Genomic DNA, 23,040 nt, shown 5'->3' with positions numbered 1-23,040 from the left:
CATGCACACCTCGACCCCGTCGAGCACCATGACGAGGAGCGGATCCACGCCCCCGGCGCTGTGCGCCAGAGGCCTGTCGAAGAGCTACCGCTCCCCCGTCCTGGAGAGCCTCGACCTGGACATCGAGCGGGGACAGTTCGTCGCGATCATGGGGCCCTCCGGATCCGGGAAGTCCACCCTCCTGCACTGCCTGAGCGGCATGGACCGCCCCAGCGCCGGCTCGATCCTCCTGGGCGACACCGACGTCACCGCCCTGAGCGAGAAGGAGCTGGCGGCGCTGCGGCTGACGCGCTTCGGCTTCGTCTTCCAGCAGGCTCACCTGATGCCCACCCTGTGCCTGCTGGACAACATCGTCCTGCCGGGCTACCTGGCCGGGCTGCGCCCGCGCCCGGAGATCACGGCGCGGGGCCGGAGCCTCATGGAGCGCATGGGGATCGCGGACCTGGCCGACAACGGCGTCACCGAGGTCTCCGGGGGCCAGCTGCAGCGGGCCGGCATCTGCCGGGCGCTCATCAACGACCCCGGGATCGTCTTCGCCGACGAGCCCACCGGGGCGCTCAACTCGGCCACCGCGCAGCAGATCCTCGATCTGCTCGGCCAGGTGCACGCCTCGGGAACGACCCTCGTCATGGTCACCCACGACGCCCGGGTGGCGACCCGGGCGGACCGGGTGCTGGTGCTCGTCGACGGATCCATCGCCGAGGACTTGGCGCTGGGCGAGTACGAGGAGGCCCGGGCCGCACAGCGCCTGTCCACCGTCTCGGAGGCCCTGCAACGCCGCTCCGTGTGACCGGCACCAACTCCGGAGCCGCCGCGGGCCCGACCCCGTCGGACGACCCCGGGAGGCCCCGGCGGCTCCCCGGGCCTCCCGCACCGACTCGGGCGCGCAGCGAGCACGGCGAGCGCGACGCCTCCGGGCCCGGCATCGGCGGCCGTCATCCGTCCCGAGGTCGTCGTCGAGCCGGATTCTCCGCTCATGCCGGGGCCAGCACCAGCACGGGGCGGGCACGGGCGCCTTCGCGGGCCAGCAGCGCCACGACGGCGCCGTCCGGGGCGAACCCGGCGGTCACCCTCCGCCGGCCCGCCGGGGTCGCCGATCCCGCCGGGACCGCGGCCGTGGGAACGATGGGGTGCTCGGGGGCTCGGGCCCGGTCCAGGAGGGATGCCGGCAGGAACTGGCCGTGGCCGAGGGCGCGCGCCTCCGACCCGGTGAGCTCCACCGCCTCGAAGCACCGGCGCGCCGCCGTCGGCACGGGCAGCACGCTCAGTCCTCGCGGCCGGGCGGCAGCGGCGTCGGACTCCACCCGGGCGCTCAGCGCGCCGAGAGTGGCGGCCTCGTCGACGCCGAAGGGGCCGACCCGGGTGCGCCTGAGGGCCGTCAGGTGCGCCCCGCATCCCAGGGCGGCGCCCAGGTCCCTGGCGAGGGCGCGCACGTAGGTCCCCGAGGAGCAGGCCACGCGCAGGTCGATATCGACGACCTCGACCGTATCGGCTGCACCGACGGAGCCGACGGAGCCGGCCGCACCGGCGGCTCCCGCCGTCCCGTTGCCGTTCACGGCCGCAGCGGCACGCGGGCGGCCGCGCAGCTCCAGCGCGTGGATGGTGACGGATCTGGCCGCCAGCTCGACGTCCTGACCGCGGCGCACCCGCTCGTAGGAGCGCATGCCGTCGACCCTGATGGCGGACACGGCGCTGGGCACCTGCTGGATCGGACCGGTCAGGCGGTCCAACGCCTCGTCGAGACGGGCGGCGGGCAGGTCGTCGATCCGGCAGCCCCGAGCGGTGGTGACCCCGCCCTCGGCGTCCTCGGTGGTGGTCTCCTGCCCCAGGCGCACGGTGGCCTCGTAGGTCTTGTCGGCGCCGACGAGGTAGGTCAGCAGGCGCGTGGCGCGGCCGACGCCCAGGACCAGCAGGCCGGTGGCCATGGGGTCGAGAGTGCCGGCGTGACCCACCTTGCGCGTGGCGGCCAGGCGGCGGGTGAGGGCGACGACGTCGTGGCTGGACAGACCCGCCAGCTTGTCGACCAGGACGATGCCGTCGCCGGCCGTCGCGGCGCCCCGGGGCACGTCCGGGCGAGTCGCCCTCACGCCCGCGTCCCGTCGGCTCCGGTCGCGTCCGCCTCCGCCCCGGCGGCCCGACCGGCGTCGTCGGGCTCGTTGTCGTGCCTGTACGGATCGGCGTCGCCGGCGTGGGCGGCGCCGGCGTGAGCGCGAGCGATCTCCTCATCCCTGGCGCGCGCCCGGGCCAGGGCGTCGTCGAAGGACCTGGCCTGCGCGGGGAGGGCATCGAGCTGGAAGGTCAGCGACGGCGTCAGGCGGATCCCGAGTGCCCGGCCCACCTCGGAGCGGATCAGTCCCTTGGCCGAGCTCAGGGCGGCGGCGCTGTCGCTGCGGTCCTCGTCACTGCCGTAGACCGTGTAGAAGATCGTCGCCTGCTGGAGGTCGCCGGTGACGCGCACGTCGGTGATGGTGACGAATCCCAGGCGCGGGTCCTTGATCCGCCCCTGCAGGAGGCGGGCGACGGTCTGGTGGATTCGGTCGGCGACCTTGCGGGCGCGGGCGGCGTCGGCCATGGCGGGCTCCTCGGGGTGGACGGTCGTGGATCTGATGGCGGGCGGCCTCCGGACTGGGCGAACGCGGGGGCGTGTGGAGGAACTGTGCTCCGTGAGCCGTTGCGATGCCCGGCAGCACGCCGCACTATGCTACGCGGAGCGACGGTCCCGTGCCGCCGTGATGTCCGACTGCGAACGGATCCGCACCATGCACTCCTCCCCCGACGCGCCCGTGCCCGCCCCGCGACGGGAGGGCGCTGGGCTCGACGGCACCGGGATGGCCCTGGTCGTCGGGTGCTACACCCTGTGGGGCGTCTTCCCCCTGTACTTCCACCTGCTGGCGGACGCGGGCAGCGTGGAGATCATCGGCCATCGCATCGTGTGGACCCTTGCGACCTGTCTGCTCCTCGTCGCCGCACGACGCCGCTGGTCGCAGCTGGTCCGCGCGCTGCGCACGCCCCGCCTGCTGGGAACCCTGGCCGTCTCGGGAGCGCTGGTCTCGGTCAACTGGCTCATCTACGTCTACGGCGTCAACACCGCGCGGACGGCCGACGCGGCCCTGGGCTACTTCATCAACCCGCTGGTGACGGTGGCCCTGGCCTCCCTGGTGCTGCGCGAGCGGCTGCGCCCCGTCCACCGGGTCTCGATCGGCCTGGCGACCGCGGCCGTGGTGCTCCTGGTGGCGCTGCAGGGCTCCCTGCCGTGGATCTCCCTGGCCCTGGCCCTCTCGTTCGGGCTGTACGGCCTGGTCAAGAAGCGGATCGGGCCGCGAGTCGATGCGCTGACCGGCCTGACGGTGGAGAGCGCCATGGTCTGCCCCGTGGCGATGGGATACCTGGGCCATCTGGCCCTGCGGGGCCAGTCCGCCTGGCAGGGGCCGCAGACGGGCTGGTCGATGGTGGCCCTGCTCATCGTGGCCGGACCGGTCACGGCAGTGCCGCTGCTGCTCTTCGCGGCCGGGACGCGCCGGGTACCGCTGAGCGTGGTGGGAATGAGTCAGTACATCGCGCCGATCATCCAGTTCATCCTGGCGTGGGCGGTGTTCCACGAGGAGATTCCGCCGGCCCGCTGGGCGGCCATGGTGCTGGTGTGGATCGCGGTCGCGATCTTCGTGGCCGATGCCGTGCGCGAGGCGACCCGCCGACCGCGCGTGCGCCGCGCGTGAGAGCGGTCGGGGCGCCGCCATCGCGCGGGCCCCGGGAGCGCCGGGCCACCGGAGCCCTCGTCGGGATCGGTCGAGTTCCACGTCGAGATCGGTTCAGTTCCGGCTCGAGATCGGTCCGTCGGCCCCCGCCCCGACCCGACCAGGCGCGCGGCGAGGGGGCGCAGGATGATCCCGCGCCCCCTCGCTCCACCGCGGGGCAGCCGCCGGCGGTCCTCGACGGGCCGCCGGTCCGCCTCAGTCGCGCGGCTTCTCGCGCATCTCCCAGGTCTCGATGACGTCGCCCTCGGCGATGTCCCTGAAGGCCAGGTTGATGCCGCACTCGTAGCCCTCGCGGACCTCGGTGACGTCGTCCTTCTCGCGGCGCAGCGTCTCGATGGACAGATCGCCTTTGACGACGACTCCGTCGCGCACGAGGCGCGCCTTCGTGCCGCGCCTGATCGTCCCGGAGCGGACGATCGAACCGGCGATCGAGCCGAACTTAGAGGAGTGGAAGACCTGCCGGATCTCGGCGGTACCGAGTCCGACCTCCTCGTAGATGGGCTTGAGCATGCCTCTCATGGCGGACTCGACGTCCTCGATCGCGTTGTAGATGACCGAGTAGAACTTCATATCGACGCCCTCGCGGTCGGCCAGCTCGGCCACCCGTTCGGCGGGCCGCACGTTGAAGCCGATGATGACGGCGGAGTCGACCGTGGCGAGATTGACGTCGTTCTGCGTGATCGCGCCCACCCCGCGGTGGATGACACGCAGGGCGACCTCCTCGCCGACATCGATCTTGAGCAGGGAGTCCTCCAGCGCCTCGACCGCGCCCGAGCTGTCGCCCTTGAGGATGAGGTTGAGGGTGTCGACCTTGCCCTCCTTGAGGACGTCGGTGAGGTTCTCCAGGGACACGCGCTTGCGCCGCCTGGCCAGCAGTGCCGCCCGCTCGGCGGCCTCGCGCCTGTCCGCGATCTGCCGAGCGGTGCGGTCGTCGGGCGCCACGATGAAGGAGTCCCCGGCACTGGGCACGCTGGTCAGGCCCAGGACGAGGGCCGGACGCGCCGGACCCGCCTCCTCCAGGGAGCCGCCGTGCTCGTCGAACATGGCGCGCACGCGCCCGTAAGCGCTGCCGGCAACGATCGGGTCGCCGACGTGCAGAGTGCCGCGCTGGACCAGAGCGGTCGTCACAGCGCCGCGCCCCCTGTCGAGCTTGGCCTCGATGGTGACGCCGCGGGCGTCCGTGTCCGGATTGGCGCGCAAGTCGAGGGCCGCATCGGCCGTCAGCAGGACCGCCTCCAGGAGGGCGTCGATGTTGAGGCGCTGCTTGGCCGAGATCTCGACGAACATGGTGTCGCCGCCGTACTCCTCGGGCACCAGGCCGTACTCGGTGAGCTGGCCGCGGATCTTGTCCGGGTTGGCGCCCTCCTTGTCGATCTTGTTGATGGCCACCACGATCGGCACGTTCGCGGCCTGGGCGTGGTTGAGGGCCTCGACGGTCTGCGGCATGACGCCGTCGTCGGCGGCCACCACGAGGATCGCGATGTCCGTGACCTCCGCGCCGCGGGCGCGCATGGCCGTGAAGGCCTCGTGGCCGGGCGTGTCGATGAAGGTGATCGGGCGGATGTCGTCGTTCAGGTGCACGCGCACCTGGTAGGCGCCGATGGACTGAGTGATCCCTCCGGCCTCGGCGGCGACGACGTCGGTGGAGCGGATGGCGTCCAGCAGCTTGGTCTTGCCGTGGTCGACGTGACCCATGACGGTGACCACCGGCGGACGCGGCAGCAGATCGTCGTCGTCCTCCCCGGCCTCCTCGGCCTCCAGGTCGATGTCGAAGGACTCCAGCAGCTCGCGGTCCTCGTCCTCGGGCGAGACGACCTGGACGTTGTAGCCCAGCTCGGCGCCCAGCAGGGCGAAGGTGTCCTCGTCGAGGGACTGGGTGGCCGTGGCCATCTCACCGAGGTGGAAGAGCACCGTGACGAGAGCCGCGGGGTTGGCGTCGATCTTCTCCGCCAGGTCCGTGAGCGTCGCGCCCTGACGCACGCGGATCGGGGTCGAGCCGTCTCCGCGGGGGACGACCACCCCGCCGATCGACGGCGCGCTCTGCTGCTCGAACTCCTGGCGCTTCGCCCGCCTGGACTTGCGCCCGCGAGGAGCACCGCCGCCGCGCCCGAAGGCGCCCTGCGTGGAGCCGCGCCCCCCGCGCCCGCCGCGGGGACCGCCGCCGAAGCCGCCCCCACCGCGGGGACCGCCGCCACCGGCGCCTCCGCGGCCACCGCCGCCCGGACGACCGCCGCGGCCGGACTGCCCGCCGCGGGCGGGAGCGCCGGGACGTCCGACGGAGGAGTGCCCGGGCATCATGCCCGGGTTGGGGCGCGGGCCTCCCGGACGCGGCGCCCCCTGCGAGCGCGGGCCTCCGGTGGAGCCCTGGGCGCGCCCGCCGCCGGGGCGCGGACCCGGACGCCCTCCCTGAGGGCGCGGACCGCCCGAGCCGCCGGGGCGGGGCATGCCCTGGGACGTGGCGTAGGGGTTGTTGCCCGGACGCGGGCCGCCCTGACCGCCGCGGTCACGACCGCGGCCGCTGGGGCGGGGCATGCCCTGGGACGTGGCGTAGGGGTTGTTGCCCGGACGCGGCGCGCCCGGACGCGGGCCGGGAGTCGGCGCCGAGCCGCGACGCGGGCCGGGAGTGGGGGCGGAGCCCTTGCGCTCGGCCGCCGCCCCGGGCTTCGGGGCCGCCCCGGCACCGGGGCGGGGCGCGGGCTTGGGCGCCTTCGGAGTCGCGGGCGCCGCCGGGCGGGGCGCCTGGGCCTCCGGCTTCGGCGGAGTCGGCGCGGCGGGCTTGGGCGCCCCCGGGCGCGGCCCCGCCGGCCGGGCGCCGCCGGGCTTGGGGACCGGGGGCTTGCCCGGACGGGGCCGGGGCGCCGCCGGCGCGGGCTTGGGCGAGCCTCCCCGGGCCGACGCGGCCGGGGAGCCGAAGTGCTCGCGGACTCTGCGGGCGACGGGGGGCTCCACCGCCGAGGACGCCGCCTTGACGAACTCTCCCTGGTCCTTGAGCCAGGCCAGAATCATCTTCGAGGTGATCTTCTTGCCAGAGGGGTCGAGCTCCTTCGCGAGCTCATGAACGCGTGGTTTAGCCACTTTTCTCCTGTCCGGTTGCCCACCCCGGATCAGGGTGGGCGCTTCTAGAGGCAGCTCATCGCCGGGTACTCATCGGGTGCCCATCAACTTCCTACCCGCCTTCGCTATCGGTCGTGCCGGTTCCGCGGGAACCGGTGCTTCGTGCCCGCCCCGGCCCGCCTCGTAGGAGGCGATCCAGTCGCGCACGGGGGCCACATCGGGTGGCCCGCTGGTTCGCAGAGCGCGCCCGAAGGCGCGCCTGCGCTCTGCGAGAGCGAGGCACGCGGAGTCGGGATGGATCCACGCGCCGCGTCCGGGCATGGTGGCCCGGACGTCGACCATCAACTCGCCGTCGGCGCTCGTCACCAGGCGCAGGAGCTGCGCCCGGGGAGCCCTGCTCCGACAGCCGATGCACCTGCGCTCGGGCGTGTGTGTGGTGGTTGCCACCGGCTCGCCGTGTCCTTCCGCGTACTCCCGCGTCGCTCCGCTCGCTGCTCGGGTGCCGCCATCGGAGCGCACCGGCTCGGCCGACCCGATCAACTGGCTCAGCTGATGAGACGGGCGCCCTCGGACAGACCCGCCCAGAGTTTACCGTCGTCCGCCGCTGTACGGCCTCAGTCCTGAGCGTCCGGATTTGAGGGACCAGTCACGTCGTCGGCGCGCGAGACGTGGCCGGGAGCGACCTCGCCCGACTCGGCGTCGGCGTGGATATCGATCTTCCACCCGGTCAGGCGCGCGGCCAGACGGGCGTTCTGCCCCTCCTTGCCGATGGCCAGGGAGAGCTGGAAGTCGGGGACGACGGCGCGCGCCATGCGCTCCTCGGCGTCCAGCACCGTCACCGAGGCGACCCGCGCCGGGGACAGGGCGTTGGCGACGAAGCGCGCCGGGTCCTCGGAGTAGTCGACGATGTCGATCTTCTCCCCGCCCAGCTCCGCCATGACGGCGCGCACCCGCTGACCCATCGGGCCGATGCAGGCGCCCTTGGCGCCCACGCCGCGCACTCGGGAGCGCACCGCCATCTTGGAGCGGTGCCCCGCCTCCCTGGCGACCGAGACGATCTCGACGTCGCCGGAGGCGAGCTCGGGGACCTCCCGCTCGAAGAGCTTGCGCACCAGGCCGGGATGAGTGCGCGAGAGGATGATCTGGGCGCCCTTGGGCCCGCGGGAGACCTCGGTGACGTAGGCGCGCACGCGGTCGCCGTGCCGGTACCTCTCGCCGGGCACCTGCTCGTGCGGGGGCATGATCCCCTCGTGCTCCTCGTCCAGGCGCACGTAGACGACACGCGGGTCGCGCCCCTGCTCGACCACTCCGGAGATCAGCTCGCCGGACTTGTCCTTGAAGGCGCCCAGGACCTGGAAGTCGCGCCGGTCCTGGATGCGCTGGACGATGACGGAGCGGGCCGTGGCCTGGGCGATGCGTCCGAAGTCGTCGGGGGTGTCGTCGAAGTACTCGCCCGTGGGCTGGTCCTCCTCGTCCACCTCGGGCGCCAGCACGCTCATATGGCCGGTCCGCCGGTCGATCTCGACGTGGGCGCCGCGGATGGCGCCGGGGACCTTGGAGTAGGCGCCCAGAATGGCATCCTCGATGGCCGGCAGGAGGTTGTCCAGGTCTATGCCCAGCTCATCGGCAGCGCCTCGCAGCTCCGGCATGTTGATGTCCATGGTTCCTCGGGTCCTCTCTCGTCTGGGCGGTGCGTCGGGCGGGCCGCCCGCGGCCGCGGTCGGGACCGGGCCGATGGTTCGTAGTATCAGAAGATGACGACCATGCGCGCCCGCCTCACGTCGCCGAGCGCCAGGGTCCGCTCCCGCCCGTCGACCCGGAGGGTGACGGAGTTCTCATCCGCCGCGGTGACGGTGCCGGCGAGCACGACGTCCGCGCCGCCGCCCTCGACCGTGAGCTCGACGTCGTGCCCCACCGCGCGGCGGAAGTGGCGCGGGGTGCTCAGCTCGCGTTCCGCGCCGGGGGTCGAGACCTCCAGGGTGTACCGGCCCTTGACCGGATCCGCCTCATCGAGGGCGGTCGACACGGCGCGGGAGACCTCGGTCAGCGCGTCCATGCCCAGGTCCCCGGGACCGTCGGGGAGGTCGACCAGGACACGCACGGTGGAGTACTTCCCGGCCCGGGTCGTCTCAATGCCCTCGAGGAAGGCCCCGGCGCCCTCGACGACAGGGGCGAGCAGCTCGGTGAGACTGCGTGCGAGCGCGTCGGCCATGGGCGGATCCTCCCGATCGTGCTTCCTCCCGCCGGGCCCATCGGGGCCGGCGGGACTGTCGGCGACAGTGACTAGTGAATTCAGCGAGGCCGGTGACTCTCATCGAACTCAGCGAACTCGGCGAACATGGTCAATGAGTCACATGCTACCCGTCCATGGGAGGATCGCCGCGTGATGCGATCGACCCCCCCGTCCTCAGACTCCGTTCCGGCCCGTGCGCGCTCGGGCCGTCCCCCGTCCCGGCGTCTGATGCTGCGCGGCGGCGGGGCGGGCGCCGTGGCCGCCGTGCTCGCCCTGACCGCCGGGTGCGAGCTGCGCCTGGGCACCGGTGCACCCGACTCGCTGCCCGCGCCCCCCGCGTCCGAGGCGGCTCGCGACGCCCTGGCGCGCCGCGCGTCCCTCATCGTCTCGACCGCGGACGTCGTCGCCGGCGGCGCCGACGGAGCAGGCGATGCCCGGCGCCTGGCCGACTCCGGACGCGCGCAGCTCAACGCCCTGGGCGGCGTGTGGGAGCCGTGGGCGACGGCGCCCCCCTCCGGCCACCCGACGGCGTCGCCGATCGCCACGGCCGCGCCCACCGCCGCCACGGCGGACCTGGTGACAGCGCTGACCGAGGGCGCGACGCAGGCATCGACGGCGGCCTCCCAGGCCTCGGAGACCACCGCCGCGCGCCTGTACGCCTCCCTGGCCGTCGCGTGGCTGCTGGGAGCGGTCTCGCTCGACCCCGGGGCGGTCGAAGCTCCTCGACGATCCTTCTCCTCGGGCGCTCCCGCGCCCGGATCGGTGCTGCAGGCCTACGACGCCGCTCGCTACGCGCTCCAGGAGGTGGCGGCGCGCGCGGCCGACGATCAGCGCGCTCACGCGAACGAGGACGCCGCGTACGCCACTCGCGTGGTCTCGGCATCGCTGGCGCTCGGAGGGGCGGACGCGCGCCTGTCCGCCTACGCGCCTCCGACGGGAGCGGCGGAGGGCGCCTCGCTGGACGTGACCTGGGCGCGCCAGGCCTGGACCACCGTCATGGACGCGGAGGTCGCCGGCGTCGCCGCCGGCGGCGGTGAGGCGACCACCGAGGCCATCAACGCGGCCGTCGACGCGGGCCTGAGGGCGCGAGCCTGGGGAGCCGCGGCGGACGAGCCCCTGCCGGGCTACGCCTCGGCCTGACCGGGCCGCCCGGTCCGGCCGGCCGGGGACTCCACCCAGCGGCGGGCGCGACGCACGGTGACGCGCCGGCGCACGCCCCCGCTGCGGCCGGCCATGAGCGCCTCGGCGTCATCGGCGTCGCGCACCAGGTGCGCACGGCACGGACCGACGTACCGCCTCCACGCCCGCACGAGCATCCCCATACCGGCCGGTGAGGCCGCCAGCGCCGTGGGGACGGGAAGATGCAGGCTGCGCCCCCTCCCCCAGGCGCCGCGGGCCGCCAGACGTCCCAGGAGCCGGCGCACGGGTCCCAGGGCGCCCGGCCCCCCGGGCCGGATGAGCGTCAGGGGCGCGGCCTCCAGCACGAAGCGGGGCCGGCGCCGCGGCGGGGTCAGCAGCTCGGCCAGGGCGTCGGCGAAGCGGGCGCCCGTCGCGGCGTCGACCCCGTCGAGCCCGACGACCACGGTGCCCGCCGCGCGCCCGCCCCGCTCGTCCCCGGTCAGGACGACCAGATGTCCGCGATCCGGCCCGACGGCCCCGTCGCGGGATCCCATGGCGGCCAGGACCGCGCGCGCCGCACCGGCCCAGAAATCCGCCGGGGCGCCGCGGCGCAGCAGGCCGGCGCCCGCCGCGTTCCACCCGGGGACGGGAGCGGACACGCGGATGCGGACCACTTCCAGGGAGCGCCCCGCGCCGGGCGAGGCGCCATTCGGCGCGCCGGGCGAGTCGCTGCTCGGCGCGCCGACCGACCAGCGGCCGCCCTCGGCCTCCCGGTCGCCGAGGGAGGCCAGGGTCGTGGTATTGAGGGCGGCGACGTCCTCGGACCGGGCGCCCCCGGCGAGCCGGTCGAGGACCCGACGCTGGGAGGGCGTCAGGACGCCGGCCAGCCCGGTCTCGATCGTCGGGGGCCGTCGTCCGGGCGGCGGATCGTCCCCGGAGCCGGGCTCGGGCAGGACGACCGACCAGATGCGGTCGGCCTTGCGGCGCAGGCGGTCGAGGTCCGTGGTGGAGCGCAGTCGGGAGTCGGCCGGCACCAGGCAGGCGACGGACCAGTTGTGGGCGACCTTGCCGGGCCACGCCGGGTCCAGGCGGATGGTGCGTCCGCGCAGCTGCTGGACGGACGCGGACGTGGTGACGGTGGTGAGGTCCACCAGGGTGTTGACGGCGGGGCAGTCCCATCCCTCCCCGAGCAGGCCGCGCGTGCCGACGACGAGACGGATCTGGCCGGCGGAGACGAGCCCGCTGACCGCCAGCACGAGGTCGGCGCCGCGGACGCCGCCGGCGACCGTCAGGGACCAGCCGTCGTCGCGGGCGGGCAGCTCCAGACCGGTGCGCGCGCGCAGGCGCTCCAGGAGGGCGTCGTCGCCGTGGGCCAGCCGCAGCCTGGAGGCGGTGAGCAGCACCGGGTGCAGGCCGCGCAGCGCCTCGTCCGCCAGGATCGCGTTGAAGCAGCGCGCGGCCCCGCCCGCGGCATCGGCCCGGTCGGCGCCCACCAGGACGTCGAGGGCGCGGTGCGGCGCGGAGCGCTCGGCGGCGTCGGTGACCACCACCGCGCGCAGGCGGTCCCCGAGGGCGTCGAGCTCGTGGCGCACGATGTCGACGACGGCGGCGTCCTTGGCGCGCGAGGCGGCGGTGATGACGTCGAGGGGCGAGCGGCCGGTGCGGATCCCGGAGTCGGTCAGGTGCAGTCCGAAGCCGCGCAGCGTCAGGCGCACGTCCTCCCAGTCGGCGCGGCGGGCGGGATCGGGCAGGAGCCGGTTCAGGGCGTAGTGCGCCAGGAGGCTCAGCTCCTCGGCGGCGTCGAGGGCGTCGAGCTCCAGCAGGTGCGGGACGACGAGCACGCTGAGCGGAGTGGGCGCGTAGTCGTCGGTGCGCCGCAGAAGGGCCGCGGCCGCCGCGGCGAGCGCCGGGGCCTCGTCGAAGCCGGCGGCCAGGGCCCGCATCAGGAGCGGGTCGTCGGGCGCGAGCGGCCGGCGGCGAGGGCGGCGCGAGCCGTCGCCGGGCGGGGCGCCGCGCGCGGGCAGCAGCGCGTCGGCGGGCAGTCCCGGCGCGACGAGGCCGAGGAGGTGGTCGATGCCGTCGGGCGCGAGGAGGTACTGGGCGATGCGGTGGCGGAGCTCCGCCCCGGCGGTGGTCAGGAAGGCGGTCTCCTCGGGCGCGGGCAGGGTGAACCAGGCCATGGGCCGGTAGGGGGCGAGGTGGCCGGATCGCACCACGGCGGGAACGGCGATCTCGGCATCGACATCGCCCAGCAGGGCCTGGTAGCGCCGCCGGGAGCGGTCCTCGGCGCTGGGCTCGGTGGCCGTCAGGCCGATGAGGGTGGGGGCCAGTCCGGCGGCGTCGAGACGGCGACGCAGGTAGTGGACGACGACGGCCCAGTGAGCGCGCAGGTGGTGGCACTCGTCCAGGACGATCGTGGCCGTGCCGGCCCCGATGAGCGCGTCCAGGCGCTCGCGCGCCCCGGGTGCCAGCAGCGCGGCGACGGCGCCGTCGTCGAGCTCATCGACGCGGGCGCGGATGGTGGCGGCGCGCGAGCGGATGCCGCGGTTGTAGGCGGCCGGGTTGTCGGCCGCGAGGGCGTCGAGCCAGGCGTCGGCCCGGGCGCGAGGGCGCCCGTCGCGTCCGAGGTCGTCCAGCCACCGCTCCCGGGCGGCCGTCTCCCAGGAACCGGAGTCGTCGACCACCGACAGCGCCTGATAGGTCAGGACGGTGAGATCCGCGGGGTCCTCCCCCGCCTCGGGGCAGCGGTCGGCGACCAGGGGCGCACTGCCGTCGGGGGCGCGGAAGAACCGCGCGGCCTGCTCGACCCACTGGGCGCGGATGACGGTGGTGGGCGCCAGGACCAGGGCGCGGCGGCCGTTGCGGACCGCGAGGGCCAGGCCGAGCACGGTCTTGCCGACGCCGGGCGGGGCGACCAGGTGAAGACGGGCTCCGTCGTCGGGTCGCACGGCGTTCAGGAGGTCGGCCTGGTAGCCGCGCAGTGGAGCGCTCGGGCACCAGGAGGCGAGCGGGCGCCCGGTCGTCCGGTCAGCCATCCGCTCAGCCGTCGCAGCGCCGCGCGACCGCGTCCCCCGCGTTCCCCGCGTTCCCGCGGCAGGCGCGACCCTCGTCACCCTCACGGCCCTCGCGCGAGGAGGGTGCGGGAAGCCGTGATGGCCCGGCGTCGGTCTGGACGTCGATGAGGAGCGCCTCGGTGCGGCGCTGCTCGACCACGTGCACGTGCGCGGGATTGACGACCCCATCGACGACGCCGAGCACAGCGCCGCGCGGGTCGGGCCTGCTCCGGCGCCAGTAGATCAGGCCCCGGCTCTCCATCCACAGGCAGAGGCGATCCAGCGCGAGCAGGACGGCCACGACGGCCGCCACCGTGAGAAGCGGGCCCATGAGCGGCAGTATGCCAGAGGGCGTCGGGAGCGGAGCCGCGCGGCTGCGGGCCGGTGCGACCGCTCGGGCCCGCGCGAGGGCCCGCTCCCCCGGTCCCCGGGCGTCCCCGCCGAGCCGGCCCGCTCAGGCGCGCGCGAGAGCCTCGTGCAGGACGGCGGCCACCCGCCCGACGGCGTCGGCGACCGGCACGCTGCGGCGGTCGCCGCTGCGACGATCGCGGAGCTCGACCGTGCCCTCCCTGGCCAGGTCGCGTCCGACGACGACGATATAGGGCATGCCCAGCAGCTCGGCGTCGGCGAACTTCACACCCGCCGACACCCTGCGGCGGTCGTCGTAGAGGACCTCGAGGCCCTCGGCGTCGAGCGCCTCCCCCAGGGAGGCGGCGGTGTCGAAGACGGCGTCGTCCTTGCCGGTGGCCAGGATCTGGACGTGGTACGGGGCGACCCGGATGGGCCAGGCGAGCCCGTGCTCGTCGTGGTTGGCCTCCGCCAGCGCCGCCATGACCCGGGACACCCCGATGCCGTAGGAGCCCATGGTGACCACGCGGGACCTGCCGTTGACGTCCAGGACGGACAGCCCCAGCGCCTCGGCGTACCTCCGGCCCAGCGCGAAGATGTGGCCGATCTCGATGCCGCGGGCCAGCTCGAGGGGGCCCGAGCCGTCGGGGGCGGGGTCGCCGGCGCGGATCTCGGCGGCCTCGATCGTGCCGTCGGCGGTGAAGTCGCGGCCCTTGACCAGGTGGAGCACGTGCTTCTTGGGCGTGTTGGCGCCGGTGACCCAGCTGGTGCCGTCCACGACTCGGGGATCCAGCAGGTAGCGCACGGAGCCGGCGGGGCGCTCCCGGCCGTCCTGGTCGATCTCCGTGCGTCGGTCGGGCGAGTTGGGTCCGATGGCGGTCGGGCCGATGTAGCCGCGCACGAGCTCGGGGTGGCCGTCGAAGTCCTCATCGACGGCCATCTCGACCTCGGCGGGGGCGACGGCCGCCTCGAGCCGCCTCATGTCGATCTCGCGGTCGCCGGGCAGGCCCACGACGAGGAGCTCCTTGGCGCCGCCCGGGTGGGTGAGAGTGACCACAACATTCTTCAGGGTGTCGGCGGCGGTCCACGCCCGGCCGTCCTGGCGGGGGTAGCGCTCGTTGCACAGGTCCACGAGCGTGTCGATGGTGGGGGTGTCGGGGGTGTCCACGACGCGCGCGGGCGGCTCGGCGCCGGCGTCGACCGGCTCGGGGGGGACCGTGACCACGGCCTCCGCGTTGGCGGCGTAGCCGCCGGCGGAGCGCACGAAGGTGTCCTCGCCGATCGGCGAGGGGTGGAGGAACTCCTCGGAGTGGGAGCCGCCCATGGCCCCGGCCACGGCGTTGACCGGCACGTAGTCCAGGCCCAGGCGGGTGAAGATCCGCTCGTAGGCGTCGCGGTGCATCCGGTAGGAGGCCTCCAGACCGGCGTCGTCCATGTCGAAGGAGTAGGAGTCCTTCATGACGAACTCGCGGCCGCGGATGAGGCCGGCGCGAGGGCGGGCCTCGTCGCGGTACTTGGTCTGGATCTGGTAGATCACCGCGGGCAGGTCCTTGTACGAGGAGTACATGTCCTTGACCAGGAGCGTGAACATCTCCTCATGGGTGGGCGCCAGGAGGTAGTCGTTGCCCCGACGATCGGCCAGGGTGAACAGGGTGGGGCCGTACTGATCCCAGCGGCCGCTCGCCTTGTACGGGTCGGCGGACAGCAGGCCGGGGAAGTGGACCTCCTGGGCGCCGATGGCGTCCATCTCCTCGCGCACGACCGCCTCGATCTTGCGCAGGGTGCGCAGACCCAGCGGCAACCAGGTGTAGACGCCGGGCGCGGCGCGGCGTATGTAGCAGGCGCGCACGAGCAGCCTGTGGCTGGCGACCTCGGCATCGGCCGGGTCCTCGCGCAGCGTCCGGATGAAGGCGGTGGAGAGTCTGTGCAGCACGGGGCACATGGTACGCACCGCACGCGCGCGGCATCATGCGGTGCGCGACGACGGCGCGGCCGACGCGGCCGACGCGATGCCGCGGCGCGGCATGTCGAGCATCCCCGCGATATGCTTCAGCCCGGTCGGGGCCGTGACTTCCCGCAGGACCTCCCGCACTCTTGGCCTACAGGCAGGGGAAGAAGATGGACAGGCACTCCTCCGTCCGCGAGGGGCGCGGTCGGACCTGGGCGAAGGTCATCCTCCTGGGCGAGCACTCCGTCGTGTACGGGCACCCCGCCGTGGCCCTGCCGCTGCACGATCTGCGGATGCGGGCGACGGCCGCGCCGGTGCCCGGCCCTTCGAGGCTGTGCAGCCTCGACTACCGCGGCCCCATCGATCGCAGCGGGCCCCGGTTCGCCTGCGTCGCCCGCGCATTCGACAAGGCCCGGGAGTTCTCGGGGCGCCTCGGCCAGTCCTTCGAGATCACCACCCGCAGCGACTTCCCCCACGCGCGCGGGCTGGGCTCCTCCGCCGCGGCGTCGGGCGCGGTCATCCGCGCCGTTCTGGACGCCTGCCGACGCGACGCCTCCGCCGATGAGCTGTTCGCGCTCACGCAGATGGCCGAGCGGGTCGCGCACGGGAACCCGTCCGGACTGGACGCGGCGGCGACCAGCTCGTCCTCCCCGATCCGATTCCAGGGCGGTCGGATGCGGCCCGTCAGCCAGCGCATCGCCCACGCGCACCTCGTCATCGCCGACTCGGGCGTTCAGGGCAGCACCCGCGAGGCCGTCAGCGGCCTGCGCCGGCGCTACGAGCAGGACGCCGAGGGCGTGGGCCCGCTCATCGACGGCCTCGGCGCGCTGGCGAGGACGGCGATCACGGCGCTGCACGACGGCGACGCGCCCGCCCTGGGGGAGGCCATGAATCGGGCGCACACGGTGCTCGCGGGGCTCGACCTGAGCCTGCCGGTCCTGGACCGGCTCGTCGGGGCGGCGCGCCGGGCCGGAGCACTGGGAGCCAAGCTCACCGGAGGAGGCCTCGGCGGGTGCGTGATCGCCCTGACGGGCAGCGAGGGGGCGGCGGACCGGGTCCGCTCCGCCCTGCGGCGGGCGGGGGCGCCCGCCGCGTGGACCCATCGGATGCGCACCGGCGAGGCGGACGAGTGAGCCCCGCGAAGACGGCCGCGGCGGCGCCCGCGGTGACGGCCACGGCGAACACCAACATCGCTCTGATCAAGTACTGGGGCAAGGCGGACGAGTCGCTGACGATCCCCACCGCATCCAGCCTGTCCCTCACCCTCGACGGGACCCGGACGACCACGACGGTCTCCTTCGACGGCGGCGCAGTCGGGGCGGGCGCGACGAGCGAGGAGCGGGGCGGGGACGCGGTCACGATCAACGGCTCGTCCCCCGGCGGTGCGGAGCTGGCCCGGGTGACCCGCTTCCTCGACCTCGTGCGCGCGAAGTCGGGCGAGTCGGCGTCGGCGACCGTGGCCTCCTCCTCCACGGTGCCGCTGGCGGCCGGCCTGGCGAGCTCCGCCGCGGGCTTCGCCGCGCTCGCCGCAGCCGCCTCGCGCGCAGCGGGCATGCGTCTCGACGACCGCGCGCTCTCCCGGCTCGCCCGACGCGGCTCCGGCTCGGCGACGCGGTCGGTCTTCGGCGGGCTGGTGCTGTGGAACGCCGGCGTCGATGACGAGACGTCCTATGCCGAGCCCGTGGAGTGCGCCCTGGACCTGGCCATGGTCGTGGTCGTGCTCTCCGAGCGGCACAAGGGCATCAGCAGTACGAGGGCCATGCGGGAGACCATGAGGTCCTCGCCGCTCTACCCCGCCTGGGTGGAGGCCGGCCGCGAGGACCTGCGCGCGGCGCTGGCGGCGGTGCGCCGCCGCGACCTGCCTCGCCTGGGCGAGGTCGTCGAGGCGAACGCGCTGGGGATGCACGCCGCGATGATCGCCTCCCGCCCCGGCATCATGTACTGGCTGCCGCGGACGGTCGAGGCGCTGGGCACGATCCGCGCCGTGCGCGACGAGGGGCTGCCCGTCTGGGCGACCATCGACGCCGGCCCGAACGTGAAGGCGCTCACCAGCAGGGACAGCGCCGACCGGGTCGCCGCCGCCCTTCGCGATCGCCTGCCCGGAGCGACGGTGTCGGTCAGGCACCCGGGCGCCGGCGTGCACGTCGAGGAGGTCGTCCCGTGACCGCGGGCGGCGTGACGCGCAGCGCGCCCGGGAAGCTCTACATCGCCGGCGAGTACGCCGTCGTCGAACCGGGCCACCGGGCGGTGCTGGTCGCGGTCGACCGCTTCATCACGGCGCGGGTCGCCCCCGCCGAGCACGCCGGCCGCATCAGCACCGCCCTGCACGGGACGCGCTCCCGGACCTGGTACCGGCGTCCCGAGGACGGCGCGATGGAGGTCGAGGAGCGGGCCGGCGACCACGTGGTCCCGGCGATCCGCCTCGTCGAGCAGATGGTGCGCGAGGCGGGCGGCCCGCTGCGGCTCTTCGACCTGGATGTCTCCAGCGAGCTGGACGACGGCGGACGCAAGCTCGGCCTGGGCTCCTCCGCGGCGGTGACCGTGGCCACGGTGCGCGCGGTGGCCGGGTTCCACGACCTGCCCCTGGACGACCTCGCCGTCTACAAGCTCGCACTGCTGGCCAACGAGTCCGTGCAGCCCATCGGCTCCGGGGGCGATATCGCGGCCAGTGCCTTCACCGGATGGATCGACTACACCTCCCCCGACCGCCGATGGCTGCGCCGGACGAGCGGCCGCACGAGCGTGGGAGAGCTGGTGCGGATGGACTGGCCGTGCCTTGGCATCCGCCGCCTGGAACCGCCGAGCCCGCGCCTGCGCGTGGGATGGACCGGCGAGCCGGCCTCCACCCCGCGGCTCGTGGCGGGCGTCCGGGCTCGCACCAGGGGAACCGGGCAGGCCGCCCATGCCGCCCGCACGGCCCATGCGGCCCCGGCCTACGCGGCCTACGCGGCCTTCCTCCGGGCCAGCGAGAGCTGCGTGGGCTCCCTCGCCCGTGCGCTCCGGGAGGACGACGGCCGGGCGATCGCCGGTCGGATCGAGGAGAGCCGCCGGCTCCTGTCGGACCTCAGCCGCACGAGCGGGATCGTCATCGAGACCCCTCGGCTGCGGCGGCTCGTGGACATCGCCCGGGGTTTCGGAGCGTCCGCCAAGAGCTCCGGCGCCGGTGGCGGGGACTGCGGCATCGCCCTGTGCCCGCCGGGGACGGATGCGGACGCCATGTGCTCGGCCTGGGAGGCATCGGGCATCCGGCCCCTGGATCTGTCGGTCCACTCCCGAGGCGAGGCCGCCTCATGAGCGTCGAGCCCGCGGAGCCCGTGGTGCCCGGGAGTCCTGCCGGGCCCACGCCACCGGCGGGGCCGGAGCGCGCCTCCCGCAAGGATGAGCACCTGAGGCTGGCGGTGCGTCTGCACGACCAGGGCGGGCCGAACGCCTTCGACGACGTGTCCTTCGTCCATCACGGCCTCCCGCGCACCAGCGCCGACATGATCGACACGAGCACGACGGTGTGCGGCGCGACCTGGAGGGTTCCGTTCTACATCAACGCGATGACCGGGGGCACGCGGGCGACGGCGGCGGTCAACGCCGGCCTGGCCGGGGCCGCCGCCGATGCGGATGTCGCGATCGCCTGCGGCTCGCAGCGCATCGCCCTGGAGGATCCCGAGCGCGCCGACGGCTTCCGCATCATCCGTCGTGAGGCCCCGCACGCCTTCGTGCTCGCCAATGTCGGTCCGACGGTCACTCCGGAGCAGGCGCTGCGCGCCGTCGAGATGGTCCGGGCGGACGCCCTGCAGATCCACCTGAACGCGGCGCAGGAGTTGATCATGCCCGAGGGGGACCGGGACTTCCGCGACTGGGCGGAGCGCATCGCCGCCATCGTCGCAACCGTGCCCGTGCCGGTCGTGGCGAAGGAGGTGGGGTTCGGGCTCTCGCGCCGCACGATCATGACGCTGGAGCGGACCGGCGTCACCGCGGTCGATGTGGCGGGCGCCGGCGGCACGGACTTCATCGCCATCGAGAACGAGCGCCGCCGCCGGGAGTACGCCTACCTGACCGGCTGGGGGCAGTCGGCGCCCCTGTGCCTCCTGGATGCGCTCTGCGGCCGGGACCCCGTCGGGCTCCCGGTGCTCGCCTCCGGAGGCGTGCGCAATCCTCTCGACGTCGTGCGCTCGCTCGCCCTGGGGGCTCGCGCGGTCGGCGTCTCGGGGCATTTCCTGCACACCCTGACCGTACGGGGCGCCGATGGGCTCCGGGACGAGCTGCACTCGTGGACCGACCACGTGCGAACGCTGATGACCCTGCTGGGGGCGGCCGATGTCGACCACCTGCGCCTCACGGACGTGCTGGTGACGGGACCCACCCGCGAACGGGCGCGACTGCTGGGTGTGGATCCGGAGGCTCTGGCCCGTCGCTCGGAGCGCCGCTAGACGGTCCGGGCGCCGCCAGACGGTCCGGGCCGGGCTCATCGCGCGGGTCCGATGACCGCGCAGCGGCGCGCGCCGGTGCGTCGAGATCGGTTCAGATCCGCGTCGAGATCGGTCCGCGTCGCTGATGGACGAGCCCTCGCGGTCGGGAGTCGGAGCGGTCGGGGCCGACGTCGGACCGCCACCGCTCAGGCCAGAGCGACCAGAGCCCCGACGATGCCGGGCGCGGCGTAGAGCGTCATGAACTGCACGCCGTAGGAGACTCCGAGACGATTGAGCGCTCCGCACAGCACGCCGACGAGCAGTACTCCGAACACATTCGGAACGCCCGCGTCAATGTAGGCGAGCAGCAGGATGAAGGCCATGAACAGCGCGAGAACCGCCTCGTGCGGAATGCGCCGCATCACGAAGTAGGTGATCCGCGACGACCAGCGGACCGCGATCACATATGTGATCGCGACGGAGATCAGCGCGCCCGCGGTGACGGCCATGACGAAATCGGGCATCCGCAGTTGGTGGTGCAGGTTGTTGCTCAAGTCGTAGACGGGCGGCGCGTTGAAGAGCGGGCCCGCGGGCCCCGCGGAGACTCCCGAGACGGGAATGCCCAGGGCGACGAGCGGAATGATGACGCCGGCGAGATACGTCGAGTGCGTCAGCGCGCTCATCACGGTCACCGCGCGCTGCGCACGACGCACGCGATTCTCCTCCTGGCGCGCCACGGACGCCTCCCCCAGCAGGAAGGTCAGGCCGACGGGACTGAGCACGAACAGAGGTGTGGAGGCGGCCGCCATGGTGGCGCTCCACCAGCCCTCGGACAGGGAGACCAGGCGCCCCGGCATCAGCTCCCGCGAGTCGAACCCGGAGCGCAGGAGCTCCGTCCTCGTGCGGGTTCCGTGCGGAAGAGCCGCGCGCCGCCCCGGGTTGAGCAGCTCCAGCCCGGTCAGGAGCATGGGGCCCACCGTGATCCCCAGGAAGAAGGAAACGCTCACGTTGCCGTCCTCGGAGATGATGCCGGTCGAGCGGTAGAGCGCGGGCAGCGCCTGGAACATGAGCGCCAATGGGATGATCGCGATCAACGCGAGAGCCCGATTGCCGCCGAGCAGCGCCAGGAGCACCGTCCCCGCGGCGAGGATGAGCGGGGTCTGGGACTTGATCGGCTCGGCGACGGGGCTGAGCAGCCCCGCCAGGGCGAAGCCGAGCGGGATGGAGATCAGGGTTCCGATGGCGGAGCCGACCGCCATCTTCCTGATCGTGCCGGAGGCCAGGCCCTTGTCGCGCAGCAGCACGGAGTGCTCCATCAGCGGAGCCGACATCACTCCGCCCGGCAGCCCGACCAGCGCCGTCGGTATGCCGTTCATCAGGTTGAGGGTGACGACCGCCGAGACGAAGAAGGCGAGCACCACCTGCGGCGGGGCGCCGGCGAGCACGAGGGCCAGAGTGACCGGGGCGAGCACGCTCGTCTCATCGGTACCGGGGACGAAACCGATGAAGGTGTAGAGAACGACGGCGCCCAGCACCGCCATCAGCATCATGGGAATGAGCTCCGGGGTCATCGGGCGTCGCTCCCCTCCGCGTCGGCGGAATCCGCTTCGTCGGTGACGCCCGACTCGTCGACGATAACGACGTCCCGTTTGGGGGCCACCAGCAGGCAGTTCACGATGAAACCGAGAACGGATGCGCCCAGCCCCCAGAAAAGCGTCTGCCCGCCGATTCTGGAGGCGATCGGCACGGCCGCGACGGCGCAGACCACCGATATCAGCAAGCAGACCACGAGATCCTTGGGCGAGACGAGATCATTCCAGACCTCGATATTCTGACGATCCGTGCTCTTAGATCCGGTTTCGGACATATCGTGCACGAGCGGCGATGCTATGCCCGCTCCCCTGAGCGCACCATATGCTGTTCACCATGATGTCCCCGTCGATGCCCTGAGGCGGAACGACGGGCCCGGGAGACGAGGCGGAACGACGGGCCCGGGAGACGAGGCGGAACGACGGGCCCGGGAGCGACGGCCCGATGCGCGTCGCAGGAGCGGGGGCGGACGTCCGGGGCGGCGGAGTACAGTGGTTCGGGCCCGATTCGAGTTTGGTTCGCAAACCACTGTGATCGCCGAGGAGTCCCATGAGCACCGATGCCCCGTTCAGCCCTCGCACCGCCCTCGACACGATCGTCGAGCAGCAGGTCGCCGTCCGGCGGCGCACCCTCATCCGCTCCTCGCCCCTGCTCACCGCCTGGGGACTGGCATGGCTCGTGGGCTACGGCGTCGGCTGGTTGAGCATCCGTCCCGACTGGACCATGCCGCGACTCTTCTGGCTGGTCTACTTCGGCTGCCTCGCCGCGGCCGGCACCTACACCGGCATCTACATCATCCGCCGCGCGCGCGGGGTGCGCGGAGCCTCCAACCGGGCGGCCCTGCGCTACGGCGCCGCCTGGGTCGGAGGATTCATCCTCGGCGAGGTCGCCGTCGGCCGGGTCGGCGCCCTCCTCATGAGCCTCGGGACGCCGGAGGCCATGGAGACGGGCATGGTCCTGAGCAACGCCGTTCCCTGCCTCATCGTCGGCGTCCTCTTCATCGCCGGCTCAGCCGTGTGGGACGAGCCCGTGCTGGCGTGGATCGGTGGCTGGTTCCTCGCGGTCACCACGGCGGCCACCCTCGTCGGGGGCGCCCTGCTATGGGCGATCATGGCTCTGGCGGGCGGTGGAGGCATGCTCATCGCCGCCGCCGTCGACCTCTTCCGCACCCGGGACGCGAAAAGGGCCGCGCGATGAGTTCCGGCGCCGTACCACTCGACCCGGTCATCCACGCGCAGGCCCGGCTCCGCATCATGGCGACCCTGGCGGGCCTGCCCCGGGGCGACGAGATGGTCTTCCCCCGTCTGCGCGAGATGCTCGGCATGACGGCGGGGAACCTGTCCACCCACCTGAGCAGGCTGGAGGAGGCCGGGTACGTGTCCCAGTCCAAGACCTTCACGGGACGCACCCCCGCCACCTACCTCGCGCTCACCACCAGGGGGCGCGCGGCCTTCGAGGAGTACACCCGCGCCCTGCGAGAGATGCTCGACGCGGTCGGGACGTGAGCCCGCCGAGGGCGCGAGAGACGCGGCCGAAC

General features: G+C 73.9%; 20 protein-coding genes. 9 read left to right on the top strand and 11 right to left on the bottom strand.

Going from position 1 to position 23,040, the window contains the following annotated elements:
• Position 1: 1 nt before the first annotated feature.
• Positions 2-790: an ABC transporter ATP-binding protein gene (locus tag G448_RS0101070; protein ID WP_026406461.1), complete on the top strand. Its 789-nt coding sequence runs from the start codon at positions 2-4 to the stop codon at positions 788-790.
• A 184-nt stretch (positions 791-974) separates the two neighbouring features.
• Here the strand turns inward: G448_RS0101070 and truB are convergent, their stop codons facing one another.
• Together truB and rbfA are read right to left on the bottom strand one after the other, a co-directional pair.
• Positions 975-2,087, bottom strand: a complete 1,113-nt coding sequence (gene truB / locus G448_RS0101065; RefSeq protein ID WP_026406460.1) for a tRNA pseudouridine(55) synthase TruB — start codon at positions 2,085-2,087, stop codon at positions 975-977.
• Entirely contained in the window at positions 2,084-2,572 is a 489-nt protein-coding gene (gene rbfA, locus G448_RS14620; RefSeq protein ID WP_051268482.1) for a 30S ribosome-binding factor RbfA, read from the bottom strand. The genes truB and rbfA overlap by 4 nt, the downstream gene beginning before the upstream one ends.
• Positions 2,573-2,732: 160 nt before the next feature.
• On the opposite strand from rbfA, the gene rarD reads away from it, so the two are divergent.
• Positions 2,733-3,716, top strand: a complete 984-nt coding sequence (gene rarD, locus G448_RS0101055) for an EamA family transporter RarD (RefSeq protein WP_245572135.1) — start codon at positions 2,733-2,735, stop codon at positions 3,714-3,716.
• A gap of 234 nt (positions 3,717-3,950) precedes the next feature.
• Here rarD and infB read toward each other — a convergent pair whose 3' ends face one another.
• The 4 genes from infB to G448_RS0101040 form a co-directional block, all read right to left on the bottom strand.
• Positions 3,951-6,830, bottom strand: coding sequence for a translation initiation factor IF-2 (gene infB, locus G448_RS0101050; protein WP_026406458.1), 2,880 nt, complete (start codon positions 6,828-6,830; stop codon positions 3,951-3,953).
• 69 nt (positions 6,831-6,899) lie between these two features.
• Entirely contained in the window at positions 6,900-7,256 is a 357-nt protein-coding gene (locus tag G448_RS17250) for a YlxR family protein (protein ID WP_084436185.1), read from the bottom strand.
• Between the two features lie 167 nt (positions 7,257-7,423).
• Positions 7,424-8,470 carry a transcription termination factor NusA gene (gene nusA, locus G448_RS0101045; RefSeq protein WP_026406457.1) on the bottom strand — a complete coding sequence of 349 codons (1,047 nt, stop codon included), beginning with the start codon at positions 8,468-8,470 and terminating at the stop codon, positions 7,424-7,426.
• An 86-nt stretch (positions 8,471-8,556) separates the two neighbouring features.
• Positions 8,557-9,021, bottom strand: a complete 465-nt coding sequence (locus tag G448_RS0101040; RefSeq protein ID WP_026406456.1) for a ribosome maturation factor RimP — start codon at positions 9,019-9,021, stop codon at positions 8,557-8,559.
• A gap of 174 nt (positions 9,022-9,195) precedes the next feature.
• Here G448_RS0101040 and G448_RS0101035 point away from each other — a divergent pair, with 174 nt between their 5' ends.
• A complete protein-coding gene (locus tag G448_RS0101035) occupies positions 9,196-10,182 on the top strand; it encodes a hypothetical protein (RefSeq protein WP_245572134.1) in 987 nt (328 codons plus the stop codon).
• Here the strand turns inward: G448_RS0101035 and G448_RS14615 are convergent.
• The 3 genes from G448_RS14615 to G448_RS0101020 all read right to left on the bottom strand — a co-directional run bounded on the left by G448_RS14615 (position 10,167) and on the right by G448_RS0101020 (position 15,495).
• Positions 10,167-13,196: a DEAD/DEAH box helicase family protein gene (locus G448_RS14615; protein ID WP_034493943.1), complete on the bottom strand. Its 3,030-nt coding sequence runs from the start codon at positions 13,194-13,196 to the stop codon at positions 10,167-10,169. The genes G448_RS0101035 and G448_RS14615 overlap by 16 nt on opposite strands.
• Positions 13,197-13,200: 4 nt before the next feature.
• Complete coding sequence (locus tag G448_RS18615) at positions 13,201-13,545, bottom strand: hypothetical protein (RefSeq protein WP_245572123.1); 345 nt, start codon at positions 13,543-13,545, stop codon at positions 13,201-13,203.
• Between the two features lie 123 nt (positions 13,546-13,668).
• Entirely contained in the window at positions 13,669-15,495 is a 1,827-nt protein-coding gene (locus G448_RS0101020) for a proline--tRNA ligase (RefSeq protein WP_026406454.1), read from the bottom strand.
• 185 nt (positions 15,496-15,680) lie between these two features.
• Between G448_RS0101020 and mvk the strand changes: the two genes are divergently transcribed.
• Genes mvk through fni form a run of 4 tightly spaced genes read left to right on the top strand, consistent with a single transcriptional unit; the run spans position 15,681 to position 19,934 of the window.
• Positions 15,681-16,643: a mevalonate kinase gene (mvk, locus tag G448_RS0101015; protein ID WP_026406453.1), complete on the top strand. Its 963-nt coding sequence runs from the start codon at positions 15,681-15,683 to the stop codon at positions 16,641-16,643.
• The gene (gene mvaD, locus G448_RS0101010) at positions 16,640-17,674 is read left to right on the top strand and encodes a diphosphomevalonate decarboxylase (RefSeq protein ID WP_026406452.1); all 1,035 of its coding nucleotides are present in this window, start codon (positions 16,640-16,642) and stop codon (positions 17,672-17,674) included. Before mvk ends, mvaD begins: the two co-directional genes overlap by 4 nt.
• On the top strand, positions 17,671-18,804 hold the full coding sequence (locus G448_RS0101005; RefSeq protein ID WP_026406451.1) for a phosphomevalonate kinase: 1,134 nt from the start codon (positions 17,671-17,673) through the stop codon (positions 18,802-18,804). Before mvaD ends, G448_RS0101005 begins: the two co-directional genes overlap by 4 nt.
• Positions 18,801-19,934: a type 2 isopentenyl-diphosphate Delta-isomerase gene (fni, locus tag G448_RS0101000; protein WP_084436183.1), complete on the top strand. Its 1,134-nt coding sequence runs from the start codon at positions 18,801-18,803 to the stop codon at positions 19,932-19,934. The genes G448_RS0101005 and fni overlap by 4 nt, the downstream gene beginning before the upstream one ends.
• 185 nt (positions 19,935-20,119) lie before the next feature.
• On the opposite strand, the gene G448_RS0100995 is transcribed toward fni, so the two are convergent.
• Together G448_RS0100995 and G448_RS14605 are read right to left on the bottom strand one after the other, a co-directional pair.
• A complete protein-coding gene (locus G448_RS0100995; RefSeq protein WP_026406449.1) occupies positions 20,120-21,484 on the bottom strand; it encodes a tripartite tricarboxylate transporter permease in 1,365 nt (454 codons plus the stop codon).
• Complete coding sequence (locus G448_RS14605) at positions 21,481-21,780, bottom strand: hypothetical protein (protein ID WP_051268480.1); 300 nt, start codon at positions 21,778-21,780, stop codon at positions 21,481-21,483. The genes G448_RS0100995 and G448_RS14605 overlap by 4 nt, the downstream gene beginning before the upstream one ends.
• Positions 21,781-22,052: 272 nt before the next feature.
• On the opposite strand from G448_RS14605, the gene G448_RS0100985 reads away from it, so the two are divergent.
• Both G448_RS0100985 and G448_RS0100980 read left to right on the top strand, forming a co-directional pair.
• A complete protein-coding gene (locus G448_RS0100985) occupies positions 22,053-22,700 on the top strand; it encodes a hypothetical protein (RefSeq protein ID WP_026406448.1) in 648 nt (215 codons plus the stop codon).
• Positions 22,697-23,008, top strand: a complete 312-nt coding sequence (locus tag G448_RS0100980) for a transcriptional regulator (protein ID WP_026406447.1) — start codon at positions 22,697-22,699, stop codon at positions 23,006-23,008. Before G448_RS0100985 ends, G448_RS0100980 begins: the two co-directional genes overlap by 4 nt.
• Positions 23,009-23,040 lie beyond the last annotated feature (32 nt).

Origin of the sequence: Actinomyces gerencseriae DSM 6844 (assembly GCF_000429265.1) — a bacterium.
GTDB lineage: Bacteria > Actinomycetota > Actinomycetes > Actinomycetales > Actinomycetaceae > Actinomyces > Actinomyces gerencseriae.
This window is presented reverse-complemented; position numbering and strand designations above follow the sequence as displayed.

Bases quoted from the DNA above. Each gene is read 5' to 3' on its own strand.
- G448_RS0101070 (WP_026406461.1), top strand. From the start codon at position 2: ATGCACACCTCGACCCCGTCGAGCACCATGACGAGGAGCGGATCCACG.
- rbfA (WP_051268482.1), bottom strand. From the start codon at position 2,572: ATGGCCGACGCCGCCCGCGCCCGCAAGGTCGCCGACCGAATCCACCAG.
- rarD (WP_245572135.1), top strand. From the start codon at position 2,733: ATGTCCGACTGCGAACGGATCCGCACCATGCACTCCTCCCCCGACGCG.
- nusA (WP_026406457.1), bottom strand. From the start codon at position 8,470: ATGGACATCAACATGCCGGAGCTGCGAGGCGCTGCCGATGAGCTGGGC.
- G448_RS0101040 (WP_026406456.1), bottom strand. From the start codon at position 9,021: ATGGCCGACGCGCTCGCACGCAGTCTCACCGAGCTGCTCGCCCCTGTC.
- G448_RS0101035 (WP_245572134.1), top strand. From the start codon at position 9,196: ATGCGATCGACCCCCCCGTCCTCAGACTCCGTTCCGGCCCGTGCGCGC.
- G448_RS14615 (WP_034493943.1), bottom strand. From the start codon at position 13,196: ATGGCTGACCGGACGACCGGGCGCCCGCTCGCCTCCTGGTGCCCGAGC.
- G448_RS18615 (WP_245572123.1), bottom strand. From the start codon at position 13,545: ATGGGCCCGCTTCTCACGGTGGCGGCCGTCGTGGCCGTCCTGCTCGCG.
- mvk (WP_026406453.1), top strand. From the start codon at position 15,681: ATGGACAGGCACTCCTCCGTCCGCGAGGGGCGCGGTCGGACCTGGGCG.
- fni (WP_084436183.1), top strand. From the start codon at position 18,801: ATGAGCGTCGAGCCCGCGGAGCCCGTGGTGCCCGGGAGTCCTGCCGGG.
- G448_RS0100995 (WP_026406449.1), bottom strand. From the start codon at position 21,484: ATGACCCCGGAGCTCATTCCCATGATGCTGATGGCGGTGCTGGGCGCC.
- G448_RS14605 (WP_051268480.1), bottom strand. From the start codon at position 21,780: ATGTCCGAAACCGGATCTAAGAGCACGGATCGTCAGAATATCGAGGTC.
- G448_RS0100985 (WP_026406448.1), top strand. From the start codon at position 22,053: ATGAGCACCGATGCCCCGTTCAGCCCTCGCACCGCCCTCGACACGATC.
- G448_RS0100980 (WP_026406447.1), top strand. From the start codon at position 22,697: ATGAGTTCCGGCGCCGTACCACTCGACCCGGTCATCCACGCGCAGGCC.